The sequence below is a fragment of the Polynucleobacter sp. AP-Sanab-80-C2 genome, from assembly GCF_035012965.1.
In the GTDB taxonomy this organism is placed as follows: Bacteria; Pseudomonadota; Gammaproteobacteria; order Burkholderiales; family Burkholderiaceae; genus Polynucleobacter.
This window is the reverse complement of record NZ_JAYGQS010000005.1, coordinates 83,273-96,607: the sequence shown is the minus strand read 5'-3', so window position 1 is coordinate 96,607 and position 13,335 is coordinate 83,273. Positions and strand designations below refer to the sequence as shown.

The following is a 13,335-nucleotide window of genomic DNA, read 5'->3' as shown; positions in this document are numbered from 1 at the left end:
ATTATTCGCCCTCTCCAAAGCGGTCCTTGATTAATGCTGTCAGCGCTTCCATAGCATCATCTGCTTTATCGCCTACCGTTTCAAGTGTGACTGTGCTTCCAATACCTGCTGCCAACATCATGACACCCATGATGCTCTTAGCATTAATCTGACGTCCATTGCGTGACAGGAATATTTCGCAAGGAAATTGGGCGGCCAATTGAGACAACTTTGCCGATGCTCTCGCATGGAGTCCCAACTTATTAATAATCTCAATTTCAGCAACTGGCATTCAACCCTGCTCCCTTTATGCTTGATCTACTTTTATACCAAGACGTAATATTCCATTCTGCCCGCCAGCTAAGGCTTTTTTAGCCAACTCTTCTAAGCCTTCGCCACGATGAGATATGCAGCGCATGAGCATCGGCAGATTTAATCCCGCCAATACAATCACGGGGGTATTCAATCCCGATAATGGGCCCAAACTTTCTAGTTTGGATGCAATATTCGCTGGGGTTGCACCCATCACATCTGTCAGGATGAGAACACCATTACCAGTGTTCACACCATAAGCAGCCTTTAGCAACCGATCAAAACTCACCTTAGTGTCTTCATAAGGGGGTATATCCACCGCCCTTACACGCTCTGGTACTACACCAAAAGTATGCTCTGCAAAACTCAGCATTGCACTTGCAACAGGAGTATGGGCAACGATTACGATTCCAGTCATGTTATGACAATGTCCTCTCTAGAGCCTTTAACCAAAACTGTGGAACATCAAAACCACTTTGATCAGCAATTTCAACAAAACACGTTGGGCTAGTAACATTGATCTCCGTCAAATAGCCGCCAATTAAATCCAAGCCAACTAAGAATAAACCGCGTTGATTGAGGATGGGAGCAAGTTTTTCAGCGATTTGCTTTTCGACATCACTTAAAGGCATTGCCACACCTTTGCCCCCTGCTGCTAAGTTGCCACGAATCTCTTTACCCTGAGGAATGCGAGCCAACGCAAACGGCACAACCTCACCACCAATCAATAAGACACGCTTGTCGCCATCAGCGATCTCAGGCAAGAAACGTTGAATCATTAGAGTTCTGGCACCATTCTCACCTAATGTCTCAACAATACTGGCGAGGTTCAAACCATCAGGCCCCACCCGAAAGACACCCATGCCGCCCATGCCATCCAGTGGCTTAATGACGATATCGCTATGCACTTGATGAAACTCTTCCACCGCACTCAGTTCGCGAGTCACCAGCGTTGGCGGAATCAGCTCAGGAAATTCAGTGATGGAAAGTTTCTCAGAGTGATCACGTACTGCAGTAGGATCATTCAACACTCTTGCGCCCTGCTTCTTGGCGGCAGATAAAAGCCACGTTGCATTGAGATACTCAATATCAAATGGTGGGTCAGTTCTCATTTGTACCGCAGAGAATGTATTGAGTGCCTTTGATTCAATTTCGCCTAACTCAAACCAAGATGTAGAGCTAGGCTTAATCATGAGCGACTGACAGTCGGCCATAACGAGATTGTCTTTCCACAAAATATTGCGGCTCTGACAGAACCACAAACGATGACTAGCTTCTTGAGCAACCCGCATCATCGCTAAAGTGGAATCTTTTTTAATCTTGAAAGATTCGAGAGGGTCAGCAATAAATAAAAGATCCATATTCTTCTATTAAGTTCTCAGCATTGATTTATGCTGCTTCCATATCTGGATCGGTTCTCTCAAGCTCAAGTGAAGCCGCTAGTAATGCTAAACGGGCGACAACGCCATAGAGGTAAAAGCGGTTCGGAGCTGCGCTACCAGGCTTAGCAGCAAGATCTGGCATGGAGTTTTGCTCGAATGCTAATGGTACAAAATGCATTCCGGGGGCATTAAGATTTTCATCTGGGCCACGATCAGTATGCACACGATAGAAGCCACCAATCACGTAGCGATCAATCATGTACACCACAGGCTCTGCAACTGCCTCGTTCACCTTCTCAAAGGTATAAACGCCCTCTTGAATTAAGACATCACTTACCTCAAGACCCTCTTTGACAACACTCATCTTATTGCGATCTTTGCGGTTTAAGCCCTTAAGTTGAGCAGGATCGTTCACAACCATCACGCCCATTCCATAAGTGCCGGCATCGGCCTTCACTACGACATAAGGTTTCTCTTTAATGCCATATTCACGGTATTTCTTAGCAGTCTTTTTCAGCACTTGCTCCACTGCAGTTTGTAATTCCTCTTCACCTTTGCGTTCATGGAAATTGACATTCGAGCAACTCGTAAAGTAGGGATTAATCATCCAAGGATCGATATCAACCACCTTAGCAAACTTCTTAGCCACCTCTTCATAAGCGGCAAAATGATTAGACTTACGACGGATGTGCCAACCTGCATGCAGACCAGGCAATAGGTATTGCTCGTGGATGTTTTCCAGAATCGGTGGAATACCAGCTGATAAATCGTTATTGAGCAAAATAGAGCAGGGGTCAAAATCTTTTAAGCCTAGGCGCTGTTTTTTTAATCCTAAGCGCGCTAAAGGCTCCATCAACAAACGATTGCCATCGGGTAACTCAATCCAAGTTGGCTTCTTAATCTCTTCAGAAAAAGTGCCGAGGCGAACATTGAGTCCGGCCTGACGCAAGATTGAAGATAAGCGCGCAATATTCTGTAAATAGAATGTATTGCGAGTATGGCGCTCAGGAATCAGTAATAAATTTTTGGCTTCTGGACAAATCTTCTCAATCGCAGCCATTGCTGCCTGTACAGCCAAAGGCAACATCTGTGGAGAGAGATTGTTAAATCCACCAGGAAATAGGTTGGTATCAACTGGGGCTAGCTTGAAACCAGAATTTCTTAAATCTACTGAACAATAGAATGGCGGGGTATGTTCCTGCCATTCCAGCCTAAACCAGCGCTCAATCGTTGGGGTAGCTTCTAACACCTTTGACTCTAATTCGAGCAAAGGGCCGCTTAGGGCAGTGATGAGATGTGGGACCATTCCACCATTGTAAGATTATTAAAAGAAAGACGCGGGATCCGAGGATCCCGCGCTTAAAACTAGGCAGCCAAAAAAGCCGCCCAGTGAGGGGTAAATCTACTAATTAAGACTCGTATGCAGTCTCACCATGTGAGCTGATATCCAAGCCTTCGCGCTCTTCTTCTTCCTTAACACGCAAACCGATCACGATATCGATCAATTTGAAGGCAATATAAGAAACAACGCCAGACCAAATTACAGTAGTGATCACGCCTTGAGCTTGAATCCATAATTGGCTAGCAATGGAGTAGTCAGGAGCAACAGCATTAGCAACATAATCCCAAATACCAGAGCCACCCAAAGCTGGATCAGCAAATACACCAGTCAACAATGCACCAGAAATACCGCCTACGCCGTGAACTCCAAATACGTCCAAGCTATCGTCTGAACCCAAAATCTTCTTCAGACCGGTAACACCCCAGAGGCAAACTACGCCGGCGAACAAGCCAATTGCGATAGAACCCATTGGGCCAGCAAAACCAGCGGCAGGAGTAATTGCAACCAAGCCAGCTACGCAGCCAGAAGCAGCGCCCAACATAGAAGGCTTACCTTTGAGAACCCACTCAGCAACAGACCAACCCAATACTGCAGCAGCGGTAGCTAAATAAGTATTAACGAAAGCCAATGCTGCGCTACCGTTTGCTTCGAGTGCTGAACCTGCATTGAAACCAAACCAGCCAAACCACAAGAGTGCAGCGCCAGTCATTACATAAACTAAGTTATGTGGCTTCATTGCTTCTTTGCCATAACCCAAACGCTTACCGATCACAAAGGAACCAACTAAACCAGCAACCGCAGCGTTGATGTGCACAACAGTACCGCCAGCAAAGTCGAGAACACCTTTTTGCCACAACCAACCAGCACGAGCTGTAATGGCTTCGAGTGATGCAGCATCTTTGATGTCATCAGGACCAGGCCAGAACCAAACCATGTGAGCGATTGGCAAGTAGCTAAATGTGAACCAAAGGACCATGAAGACCAAGATTGCAGAGAACTTAGCGCGCTCAGCAAAAGAGCCGATGATCAAGCAGCAAGTAATCGTTGCAAACACTGCTTGGAAGGCCATGAATATAAACTCAGGAATGACAACGCCTTTACTAAAGGTTGCCGCCACTGAGTCCGGAGTCATTCCACCCAAGAACAAACGATCAAGTCCGCCAACAAATGCCCCACCTTCCGTGAATGCAAAGCTGTAGCCATAAATAGACCAGAGCACTGTAATCAAAGAAAATACCATGAAGCATTGCATACAGATAGACAAGATATTCTTACTACGTGTTAAACCACCGTAGAACAAAGCCAAGCCAGGAAGTGTCATTAACAACACTAAAGCTGTACATACCATCATCCATGCGGAATCAGCTTTGTTGCACTTTTCGGAACAAAGAACGGGGGCAGGTTCTGCAGCTGCTGGAGTTGCGGCAGGAGCAGTCACTGCTGGTTTTTTAACTTCATCAGCATGCGCTGGCGAAGTCACCATTACACCAGTAGCACCAATAGCCAAGGCCATAGCACCACCAGCAATGAGTCGTTTCATCCAAGTTAACATTTTGAACCTCTCTTTAAAGTGCTGACGCACCGGTTTCACCGGTACGAATACGAATGACGTGCTCAACTGGAGAGACAAAAATTTTGCCATCACCAATCTTGCCAGTACGTGCTGATTTTTCAATTGCTTCAATCGCACGCTCTAAGATGCCATCTTCAACAGCAGCTTCAATTTTTACCTTAGGCAAAAAGTCGACAACATACTCAGCACCACGATACAACTCAGTGTGACCCTTTTGACGACCAAAGCCTTTAACTTCAGTGACGGTGATGCCCGAAACTCCAACTTCCGAGAGAGCTTCGCGCACTTCGTCAAGCTTGAAGGGCTTGATGATTGCGGTAATTAATTTCATGTAATTCTCCGTTCAGAGGTGGAAATTAGAAAGTTTTTGTCAAAGATACAACGGCGCCAGCTCTTCCCAAGTTGTTGCCAGATGGGCTTGAATAGACATAAGAACCTTTATACATCGAAGCATTAGTACCTACGTAAGCCGCAGCAGCAGATAAACCGCCGCCAAAGTCTTTGGTTACGCCAAACTTCCAATCAGTGTAGGTGGATAAGGTGCTATTGCTCATATTGGCTGTTGATGCATTGCCTGCCCAGTTAACAGCAGGAAATGCAGTTGTGCCTTTTGTTTGATTACCTGCTACATACTGATAACCAACGTGGCCATTCAATGCTAAGCCCCAAAAACCAGTGTCATAGTTCACCGTTAAGTCTGGATAGTAAGATCCTGTGGAGTTGGCCGTACCAAATAATGTTGTTACTGCATAAGAAAACTTAGCAAAGCCAGTAACTGGTCCAAAAGTAAAGTTTTGAGCTGCATAAATTTCTGTTGTATTTGGATTGGTCATTAAACCCGCAGTATTTGGAATACCCGTTGTTGGATAGTAGTATTGGAGTACACCCAAATCAGATGCAAATCCCTCGCCAATTAACTCTTTCTTGTAGCCAGCATAAAAATCCATCTCGACAGGGGCTGATACATTCCCATAAGTTGAGCCCTTACCAGAAACACCGCCATTCTGACCGTAAGAATCACTAATCCAGCTAATTGAGCTGTTCCAGTTACCAATGTAAAAACCACTCTCATGAGCATAGTCAAAACCACCTTGAATGGCTGGCTTGAAGTTTGACTGGCTGATACCACGATAGCGATAGTCATTTACTACGGTTACGTTTGCAGTGATCGGACTAGCTTCTGGCTCATCAGCCGCAAAAGCTGGTGTGTATGCCAAACCGCTTAATAAGCCTGCAGCTACTGCAGAAATTGCTGTCTTGTGTAAAGTTTTCATCTAATGCTCCTTACTGGTTGTAATAAAAAATGGGTTGAATGCTTAATGCATGAAGCGATATTGATGGTTTGGGTATTCATGGATTTGTCACAAATCCCCCTAATAAGGCACATGCACTTTTTTGGTGCTTAATCTTGCCCCATATATGTGAATTTTGGCCTTTTTGGGCTGTTTTAAGCCTTTTCGCCTATTTTTAGCCATCCAACATAAAATAATAATGTGTATGTTTTATGCAACTCTTAACCCAACTAAAAAACCCATCATGCAAAAACCCGGCGAAATCCTCGAGCAAATCCAACGCATTGCTAACGATATGCAAAATAAAGTGGGTGATGCCATTCGTAATTCACCAGCTCAAGAAATTGAAAAGAATGTGCGTGCAATGATGAATCAAGGTTTTCAGAAAATGGATCTTGTTACCCGTGAAGAATTCGAGTTACAAAGCAAAGTACTTACAAAGACCAGGGAAAAACTAGAAGCGCTTGAAGCAAAAGTTGCCGCACTAGAAAAAAATTAATCCACTTTCATTTTTCGTTCTACAGTTTCACTCTGGGTGGAACTCATTAAAAAAGTTTGCATACTCTTCTTTAGATAGGGCTACTTTTGCATCGCTAATATCTGCATTTGCATGCAATACAGATACTTGGTAAATCCAAATTCCACTACCCTCAACTGAGCGCACTATCCAACGCACCCTCATGGCTTGTTGAACTTTACCGTTTGAACTAAACGCAATGAAATAGTCTTTAATAGGAAATCGCTGACGACTACCTGTTTGATAGAAAACATCTTCCGTCAAAACGGTACCGCCTGATGCCTTTGCTCGCTCCAATAAATTACTGTGTAATTGATCAATGATTTTCTGAGCTGAATCTGATTGATTGGATGGTACCTGAAGCGAACTGATGGAATAAATATCATCATCGATTTTCACTGCCTCAAGCGTTTGTTTGAATTCTTGATCCTGATAGGGGATAAGTCGCTCAAGCTTGTCTGGCTTACCCGGAAAGAGTGCGGTATATCGCTGCTCAGGAGATTGGACTGTGCGCCAATTGAGCTTAGGACTGCATGCTGCTAAAAAAATACACGCTGCTAAAACTACACAAGATCTTAAAACACTTTTAAACAACGCCCGCTCCATGCGCCTGTTGATCTGCATGATAACTAGAGCGCACCATTGCACCAACTGCTGCATGCGAGAAGCCCATTGCATATGCCCTCTCTTCAAACATCTTGAATACATCAGGGTGAACATAACGTTGAACAGGTAGATGATGACCCGAAGGCGCAAGATATTGGCCGATAGTGAGCATATCAATATCGTGCTCACGCATATCCTGCATTACCTCCAGAATCTCTTCGTCAGTCTCTCCCAACCCAACCATCAAACCACTCTTTGTTGGGATCTTAGGAAAGCGTTCCTTAAAGTCTTTTAATAACTTCAGTGAATGCAGATAGTCGGCCCCTGGTCGCGCTTGTTTGTATAAACGGGGAACCGTTTCTAGGTTGTGGTTCATGACATCAGGCAAACCATTGGGTGCATGCTCTGCAAAAGTATCGAGCGCTTTATCTAGGCGACCACGGAAATCGGGCACCAACACTTCAATACGCGTATCTGGAGAGAGGCTACGCGATTGTGAAATGCAATCGACATAATGCATCGCCCCACCATCACGCAAGTCATCGCGATCAACGCTAGTAATCACGACATAATTTAATTTCAACGCTGCAATTGTGCGAGCCAAGTTAGCCGGCTCTTTCTGATCTAACGGATCTGGTCTACCATGACCTACATCACAAAACGGGCAACGTCGCGTGCACTTATCGCCCATGATCATGAATGTCGCCGTGCCTTTACCAAAGCATTCACCAATATTGGGGCAGCTGGCTTCTTCACAAACGGTTACTAATTCGTTTTCACGCAGAATCTTTTTTATCTCCGCAAAACGTGAGTTGCCTGATGCAGCCTTTACCCGAATCCAATCTGGCTTTTTGAGAACTTCCTGAAGAGGCACAATCTTGATTGGAATGCGCGCAGTCTTCTCACTCGATTTTTGCTTACGCGTAGCGTCATACTGAAGGTCTTGGCGCCCTTCAATAGATTGCTTTGTATCGGTCTTGTTAACAGTCATGATGGTATTAGTTGCTTTTGCAAATGGCTTAAAAGCTTTTGGCTAATTGAATCTATATTGTCCTTGATCCCAAGGGTTTGCATGTCTACCGTCCTTAAGCCCTCATAACCACAAGGGTGGATACGCCCAAAAGCCTCTAAATTAGTTGCTACATTCAGCGCTAAGCCGTGATAGGAGCAGCTTTTAGAGACCTTGAGTCCAAGGGCCGCCACTTTTGCCCCAAACCATTCTGGCGATACTCCAGTCTGCTGAGAAACATAGATCCCTGGTGCGCCTGGTTTTCTTTCGGCCTGTATTCCAAAATCTCCCAAGGTATCAATCAAGGACTGCTCAATACGCGAGACCAACTCTTTTACAAATATTCCAAGACGCTTCAGGTCGAGCAATAAGTACACAACGATCTGACCAGGCCCATGGTAAGTAATCTCCCCGCCACGATCTACTTGCACCAGCGGGATTTGATTGCTTGGGGAGTGCAAGTTACCAGCATCGCCAGCCAAACCTAAAGTAAATACTGGCGGATGCTCCAAGATCCAAATCTCATCTGGAGTACTAGAATCGCGATCCTTTGTGAAAGTACGCATTGCCTCATATGTTGCAGCGTAATCAGCCAAACCAAGATGTTTTACTAAAGCCGTCATAAGCGCTTGTTAGAGAACAATACTCACCAATGGATGAGTTGAAAGCGTTCGATAGAGCTCGTCAAGTTGCTCACGACTAGTTGCCGTAATTGGCAGAGTAATGCCAAGATAATTTCCGTCCTTCGATGGTCTCTGCTCTACCTTGCTCTCATCCAATGTTGGATCAAACTGTTTAGCAATATGAATGATTGCAGGCAGATACTCAGGAATATTTTTTCCCATCACCTTAATCGGAAAAAGAGAGGGGTATTCAATGAGTGATTTTTCTTCGGCCATAATTTTATTAACTCAATTTCCTATTGTTCTGATCAACTCTTGCGATGGTCTGGCATACCTAGCCAGGCGCTTGTAATGATGTTGCGAATGCAATGCAGTCTGCGATGAAAGAAATGGTCTGCGCCAGGCACTACTTGCACTGTTAACTCTTGCGGAAGTGCCCAATCAAAGACATTTTTCAAGAGAATAGTTTCATCCAGCTCACCATGAATCAGAATGGTATCAGCGGGCACCGGAGCCAATGTCCACTTACCAGCAGCACTTCCCACCATTACTAAACGCTCGGCAGGACGCCCAAGCTCAGCAAGCCTTTGCACCAAATGACTGCCCACAAAACTGCCGAACGAGAACCCTGAAACCACCAGCGGCAAAGTATTGGCCGCATTGACCCAAGGTTGATGTACTGTCCCTTCAAATTGAGACCAACTAGATGGGGTTTGCATCCACTCAGTGACATGCAGTAAATCTTCTAGTTCTCCTACACCATGATCGTGAACACCTGCAGTACCCCCAACACCCCGAAAGTTTGGACGCACACTGACATATCCCAATTGATTAAATGCACGGGCCATTGTTTGTGCAACTTTGTTGTCCATGGTGCCGCCCAACAGAGGATGCGGATGCGCAACTAAGGCGAGTCCACGTACTGCAAATGATGGATCATTTTTTAATTCATCAGGAAGATCGATGGACATTTCTATCGCGCCCACAATGCCATCTATATGAATTACTTTTGTACGGCTATTCATGAAGAAAACTTTCAACAATAACTAAAAACTACAAATTGCTCAAAAGCGCTACGCTAGCTGCAAGCGCTCTACTGGAAGGCCATTGATTAAATGGGATTGGATAATTTCTTCCACATCTTCTTTATCTACCAAGGTATACCAAATACCCTCTGGATAGACGACCATCACTGGTCCATCAGCACAACGATCCAAGCATCCTGCTTTATTCACACGAATCTTTCCGGGTCCGGCTAACCCCAGCTCTTTGACCCGGTTCTTGGCATATTCAAATAGCGCAAAGGCATTATGCCGATCGCAACAATCTTCCCCATTGCTGCGTTGATTCAAACAAAAAAATAGGTGGTGTGAAAAGCTCATCAGAAAATTATATTCATCAATACTTTGATTTCAGGTCTGCTATGTTGCGAATCATCCAAACAGAGGCTAGTGGTAACCATATCACTGAAACCCATTGCATTAACTCATTAAAGTGCAATAGTCGTCCCTGGTTCCAATGCCTGAGAGTCAGGATGAAATAGGGATTATCAGGCATTACATTAATGGCGACCGTAATGCCTATCAAACAAAATATTGCTAACAATTGCTTTGTTATTAACTTCAAACGCAAAGCCCATCGTAGTGCAACTGTTGCCAATAACATTCCCCAAAAGGCGCCTGCTGTCAGCCAGATGAAGCTGAACTCCCAACCAAACTGAAGTGCTGTAAACAGAATCTTTAGCAACACCGTAAGACCCAGTAAGCCGTTAAGAATATGCCATTGTGGCGCCTTGAGGCGCATCCCCGAAGAAAGCAAAAGCGCAACGCCAAACCAACAAAAACCAGTAATGAGGGTTTCTTGAATGACTTGATTAATGACTGTCGTACCCCAATCAACAGGGCCAAAAATGACGTGCCCCCAAAGTCCTACGCCAAGCCATGAGCTTTGAGGATAAATCTGCGACCATGGAAATAGCAGAAAAAGAGCACATATCGCCCAATTCACGCCGAACCATTGACCAAACCTACGCCGGATGGCAGTTCCAGATAGCCACTCGGGCCCCAGAGGAATAGCCAATAAACCGCCTAATAAACCTCCAAATACATTGGCCCACCAATCCATCAAGCTTGGAATACGCGTTGGAACCCAAGTTTGTAGAGTTTCAACACTTAGAGCCAAAAGGGCACTTAAGCTGATGGCCATTCCTAAAGCAACAAAATTTCGCCAGCGAGGATATGCCGAAAAGACTAGTAAAAATCCAAAAGGAATATAGGCCAAGATGTTCACTGAAACATCAAAAAGCGTAATGAAGCGCGGCAAAGGGGCATCTAGCCAAGCCCATGTAGCAATCCCATTCTGAAAGTCAAAATCAAATGGATTTAGGCTGACATAGAGAATCAGTAATGCATAAGCAAGACTCATTGCGCGAGCCAGCGGCATCGCTTGTAGAGGCCATATTAGTTTGCGGGGGCGCTGATCATTTACATCCATTCCACAATTCTAGGTCAGACCTTTCTACAATGGCGAAATGACTGCTAATTGCATCCTTGAACGTGTTATCGAGACTAAATCAACAAATGATGATCTCTTGGAGCGCTGGCGTGCTGGCGCGCTGATAGACCCTGTAGCTCGTATTGCCCACATACAGACTGCTGGCAAAGGAAGGGCGGGACGCGGGTGGCTTTCTAACCCAGAGGACTCCCTTTGCTTCTCAATGGCCTTCCCCTTTCATCGCAGCCCTACAGAACTAACCGGTCTTAGTCTATTAGTTGGTATTGCCGTCATTAAAGGCATTGCTCGCGCATATCAACTTGATCCATTCGATCTTCACCAAGCAGGATTGCGCCTCAAATGGCCTAACGATTTATTACTAAACGGCGCAAAGCTAGCTGGAATTCTTGTTGAAGGTGGACAAGCCCAAGTTGGGAATCCAAGCTGGATGATCGTCGGTGTTGGCATTAATTTATGCAATGCTAATGCGATCGAAAAAGATCTTCAAAACGGGATAAAAGTCAGCTCCTTAGAAGAGTTACTCCCACAGGGAAGCAAACTCCCTGATGTTGAATATCTTTGGCTAACAATATTAGAGTCATTCGAGGAGCATTTCAAAAAGTTTGATCAACTAGGTTTTACTGCCTATCAACAAGAATGGCTTCACTGGGATGCTTTTACAGATCAGAAAGTCTCTATTTCAGGCGCCAGTAAAGATTCTAGTTACGGTATCGCAAAAGGGGTTGATATGAATGGCGCCCTTTTGCTTGAGCAGGAAGATAAAACGATTGCCATTTATGCTGGTGACGTATCACTGAGAGTTCAATCATGAGTCTGTATTTATTGTTTGATATCGGTAATACGCGCTTAAAGTGGGCAGCAGTTGAGTCTGCTCAACATCCTTCTGATCAACAGAAAAAATTGTGGGTCTACTCTGGAGCTATTAGCAGTAAGTCACTGCAATCCGCAGAGCATAGAGCGGAGTTAGCTGATTACATTTCTAAGACTTTACCCAAACCTAGTGCCATTGCATTTAGTTGCGTCGCAGGACAAGAAGCTATCGAGCACCTCAAGTTACTCTTTCCGGAGTGGCGAGATGTTGAATGGAAGCAACTCATGGGTGATAGTGCTGTTGATGGCATTCGCACCCTATATCAAGACCCCAGCAAACTAGGGGCTGACCGCTGGGCCGCTGTCATCGCGGCGCGTGCACTATCAAAAACAAATGCCTTAATCATCAACGCAGGCACTGCCACAACCATTGATTTACTTGGCTCTAACGGCGTGCATTATGGCGGCTGGATTCTGCCGGGCCTTGAACTCATGCGCAAGAGTTTAGAAGGGAATACGGCACAACTACCACTAGCAACTCCAGTAGAGTCTCAACATGGTTTTGGTTTATCCACGAATGAGGCCATTATTAGCGGATGTAATGCCGCGCAAATTGGTGCCATCCAGTGTGCGATCGAGCTTGCAAAACAAATGAATCAACCCGTTGAAAAAATTTGGCTTGATGGTGGTAACGCAAAAATATTAGCAACTGAAATAAAGCAATTTAGCAAACTGAATACATTAAATATAGAAACCAGTGAGGGGCTAGTACTGCGCGGTATTTGGAGCTGGCTTTTACAAAATCATTAAGAGCGAATTTTGCCTAGCAAACTGGTTGTAGAGCGCTCATACAAAAATGGAATGGCAATGGCTTTGCCACCCCACGTTTTGACAAGCTGAGTTTCAGCCAAAGTATTAATCTCATAATCGCCTCCCTTGACATAAATATCAGGACGAATTTTCTCAATTAGATTTACTGGGGTTTGCTCGGTAAAAAGCACAGCCATATCAACACTTTCAAGAGCGGCTAATAAAGCTTGCCGATCAGATTCAGAATTAATAGGTCTATCGTCACCTTTACCCAACATTTTTACCGAAGCATCTGAATTCACGCCAACCACAAGACTTGCCCCTAGAGAACGGGCTTGAGAAAGGTAACTCGCATGGCCACGATGCAAGATATCAAAAACACCATTGGTAAATACTAGGGGTCTGGGCAATTTAGCAATTCGTGCCTCAAGTTGCTCGGCCAGGCAAACTTTAGACTCAAATGAAGGTGGGGGCAAAGAACTCATAACGCAATATTAATGGCATTACAAACTAAGCTGCGATATTACCCAGAATGTCTTAAACTTGGGCACTCAAAAGCAGAAAAA

18 protein-coding genes are annotated in these 13,335 nt (G+C 44.9%); 3 read left to right on the top strand and 15 right to left on the bottom strand.

Annotated features, from left to right (window positions below; all coding sequences use genetic code 11):
* Position 1 precedes the first annotated feature (1 nt).
* The 7 genes from VC178_RS09055 to VC178_RS09025 form a co-directional block, all read right to left on the bottom strand.
* Positions 2 to 271, bottom strand: a complete 270-nt coding sequence (locus tag VC178_RS09055) for an HPr family phosphocarrier protein (protein WP_323482295.1) — start codon at positions 269 to 271, stop codon at positions 2 to 4.
* A 15-nt stretch (positions 272 to 286) separates the two neighbouring features.
* Entirely contained in the window at positions 287 to 709 is a 423-nt protein-coding gene (locus tag VC178_RS09050; protein WP_323482294.1) for a PTS fructose transporter subunit IIA, read from the bottom strand.
* 1 nt (position 710) lies between these two features.
* A complete protein-coding gene (gene gshB / locus VC178_RS09045) occupies positions 711 to 1,652 on the bottom strand; it encodes a glutathione synthase (RefSeq protein WP_323482293.1) in 942 nt (313 codons plus the stop codon).
* Between the two features lie 28 nt (positions 1,653 to 1,680).
* On the bottom strand, positions 1,681 to 2,979 hold the full coding sequence (gene gshA / locus VC178_RS09040; RefSeq protein ID WP_323482292.1) for a glutamate--cysteine ligase: 1,299 nt from the start codon (positions 2,977 to 2,979) through the stop codon (positions 1,681 to 1,683).
* A 103-nt stretch (positions 2,980 to 3,082) separates the two neighbouring features.
* Positions 3,083 to 4,567, bottom strand: coding sequence for an ammonium transporter (locus tag VC178_RS09035; RefSeq protein ID WP_215295942.1), 1,485 nt, complete (start codon positions 4,565 to 4,567; stop codon positions 3,083 to 3,085).
* 13 nt (positions 4,568 to 4,580) lie between these two features.
* On the bottom strand, positions 4,581 to 4,919 hold the full coding sequence (locus tag VC178_RS09030; protein ID WP_011903792.1) for a P-II family nitrogen regulator: 339 nt from the start codon (positions 4,917 to 4,919) through the stop codon (positions 4,581 to 4,583).
* A 25-nt stretch (positions 4,920 to 4,944) separates the two neighbouring features.
* Positions 4,945 to 5,862 carry a TorF family putative porin gene (locus VC178_RS09025; protein WP_323482291.1) on the bottom strand — a complete coding sequence of 306 codons (918 nt, stop codon included), beginning with the start codon at positions 5,860 to 5,862 and terminating at the stop codon, positions 4,945 to 4,947.
* A gap of 262 nt (positions 5,863 to 6,124) precedes the next feature.
* Here VC178_RS09025 and VC178_RS09020 point away from each other — a divergent pair, with 262 nt between their 5' ends.
* On the top strand, positions 6,125 to 6,379 hold the full coding sequence (locus tag VC178_RS09020; RefSeq protein WP_323482290.1) for an accessory factor UbiK family protein: 255 nt from the start codon (positions 6,125 to 6,127) through the stop codon (positions 6,377 to 6,379).
* Positions 6,380 to 6,406: 27 nt separating this feature from the next.
* On the opposite strand, the gene VC178_RS09015 is transcribed toward VC178_RS09020, so the two are convergent.
* The 7 genes from VC178_RS09015 to VC178_RS08985 are packed head-to-tail and all read right to left on the bottom strand — an operon-like array spanning position 6,407 to position 11,128.
* Positions 6,407 to 6,991 (bottom strand): hypothetical protein, encoded by a 585-nt coding sequence (locus VC178_RS09015; RefSeq protein ID WP_323482289.1) that lies wholly within the window; start codon positions 6,989 to 6,991, stop codon positions 6,407 to 6,409.
* Positions 6,984 to 7,994: a lipoyl synthase gene (gene lipA / locus VC178_RS09010; RefSeq protein WP_323482288.1), complete on the bottom strand. Its 1,011-nt coding sequence runs from the start codon at positions 7,992 to 7,994 to the stop codon at positions 6,984 to 6,986. The genes VC178_RS09015 and lipA overlap by 8 nt, the downstream gene beginning before the upstream one ends.
* Positions 7,991 to 8,635 (bottom strand): lipoyl(octanoyl) transferase LipB, encoded by a 645-nt coding sequence (lipB, locus tag VC178_RS09005; RefSeq protein WP_323482287.1) that lies wholly within the window; start codon positions 8,633 to 8,635, stop codon positions 7,991 to 7,993. The genes lipA and lipB overlap by 4 nt, the downstream gene beginning before the upstream one ends.
* A 9-nt stretch (positions 8,636 to 8,644) precedes the next feature.
* Positions 8,645 to 8,911, bottom strand: coding sequence for a YbeD family protein (locus tag VC178_RS09000; protein WP_323482286.1), 267 nt, complete (start codon positions 8,909 to 8,911; stop codon positions 8,645 to 8,647).
* A 32-nt stretch (positions 8,912 to 8,943) separates the two neighbouring features.
* Positions 8,944 to 9,660 (bottom strand): alpha/beta hydrolase, encoded by a 717-nt coding sequence (locus tag VC178_RS08995; RefSeq protein WP_216127098.1) that lies wholly within the window; start codon positions 9,658 to 9,660, stop codon positions 8,944 to 8,946.
* A gap of 48 nt (positions 9,661 to 9,708) precedes the next feature.
* Positions 9,709 to 10,017, bottom strand: coding sequence for a ferredoxin (locus VC178_RS08990; RefSeq protein ID WP_323482285.1), 309 nt, complete (start codon positions 10,015 to 10,017; stop codon positions 9,709 to 9,711).
* A gap of 16 nt (positions 10,018 to 10,033) precedes the next feature.
* Positions 10,034 to 11,128 (bottom strand): VanZ family protein, encoded by a 1,095-nt coding sequence (locus tag VC178_RS08985; protein ID WP_323482284.1) that lies wholly within the window; start codon positions 11,126 to 11,128, stop codon positions 10,034 to 10,036.
* A 37-nt stretch (positions 11,129 to 11,165) separates the two neighbouring features.
* Between VC178_RS08985 and VC178_RS08980 the strand changes: the two genes are divergently transcribed.
* Both VC178_RS08980 and VC178_RS08975 read left to right on the top strand, forming a co-directional pair.
* Entirely contained in the window at positions 11,166 to 11,960 is a 795-nt protein-coding gene (locus VC178_RS08980; protein ID WP_323482283.1) for a biotin--[acetyl-CoA-carboxylase] ligase, read from the top strand.
* A complete protein-coding gene (locus VC178_RS08975) occupies positions 11,957 to 12,769 on the top strand; it encodes a type III pantothenate kinase (protein WP_323482282.1) in 813 nt (270 codons plus the stop codon). The genes VC178_RS08980 and VC178_RS08975 overlap by 4 nt, the downstream gene beginning before the upstream one ends.
* Here VC178_RS08975 and rfaE2 read toward each other — a convergent pair.
* A complete protein-coding gene (gene rfaE2 / locus VC178_RS08970; protein WP_323482281.1) occupies positions 12,766 to 13,254 on the bottom strand; it encodes a D-glycero-beta-D-manno-heptose 1-phosphate adenylyltransferase in 489 nt (162 codons plus the stop codon). The genes VC178_RS08975 and rfaE2 overlap by 4 nt on opposite strands.
* Positions 13,255 to 13,335: the final 81 nt, after the last annotated feature.

Bases quoted from the DNA above. Each gene is read 5' to 3' on its own strand.
- VC178_RS08995 (WP_216127098.1), bottom strand. From the start codon at position 9,660: ATGAATAGCCGTACAAAAGTAATTCATATAGATGGCATTGTGGGCGCG.
- gshB (WP_323482293.1), bottom strand. From the start codon at position 1,652: ATGGATCTTTTATTTATTGCTGACCCTCTCGAATCTTTCAAGATTAAA.
- VC178_RS09035 (WP_215295942.1), bottom strand. From the start codon at position 4,567: ATGTTAACTTGGATGAAACGACTCATTGCTGGTGGTGCTATGGCCTTG.
- rfaE2 (WP_323482281.1), bottom strand. From the start codon at position 13,254: ATGAGTTCTTTGCCCCCACCTTCATTTGAGTCTAAAGTTTGCCTGGCC.
- VC178_RS08985 (WP_323482284.1), bottom strand. From the start codon at position 11,128: ATGGATGTAAATGATCAGCGCCCCCGCAAACTAATATGGCCTCTACAA.
- VC178_RS09000 (WP_323482286.1), bottom strand. From the start codon at position 8,911: ATGGCCGAAGAAAAATCACTCATTGAATACCCCTCTCTTTTTCCGATT.
- VC178_RS09025 (WP_323482291.1), bottom strand. From the start codon at position 5,862: ATGAAAACTTTACACAAGACAGCAATTTCTGCAGTAGCTGCAGGCTTA.
- VC178_RS08975 (WP_323482282.1), top strand. From the start codon at position 11,957: ATGAGTCTGTATTTATTGTTTGATATCGGTAATACGCGCTTAAAGTGG.
- VC178_RS09020 (WP_323482290.1), top strand. From the start codon at position 6,125: ATGCAAAAACCCGGCGAAATCCTCGAGCAAATCCAACGCATTGCTAAC.
- VC178_RS08980 (WP_323482283.1), top strand. From the start codon at position 11,166: ATGACTGCTAATTGCATCCTTGAACGTGTTATCGAGACTAAATCAACA.
- lipA (WP_323482288.1), bottom strand. From the start codon at position 7,994: ATGACTGTTAACAAGACCGATACAAAGCAATCTATTGAAGGGCGCCAA.
- VC178_RS09055 (WP_323482295.1), bottom strand. From the start codon at position 271: ATGCCAGTTGCTGAAATTGAGATTATTAATAAGTTGGGACTCCATGCG.
- VC178_RS09050 (WP_323482294.1), bottom strand. From the start codon at position 709: ATGACTGGAATCGTAATCGTTGCCCATACTCCTGTTGCAAGTGCAATG.
- lipB (WP_323482287.1), bottom strand. From the start codon at position 8,635: ATGACGGCTTTAGTAAAACATCTTGGTTTGGCTGATTACGCTGCAACA.
- gshA (WP_323482292.1), bottom strand. From the start codon at position 2,979: ATGGTCCCACATCTCATCACTGCCCTAAGCGGCCCTTTGCTCGAATTA.
- VC178_RS08990 (WP_323482285.1), bottom strand. From the start codon at position 10,017: ATGAGCTTTTCACACCACCTATTTTTTTGTTTGAATCAACGCAGCAAT.
- VC178_RS09030 (WP_011903792.1), bottom strand. From the start codon at position 4,919: ATGAAATTAATTACCGCAATCATCAAGCCCTTCAAGCTTGACGAAGTG.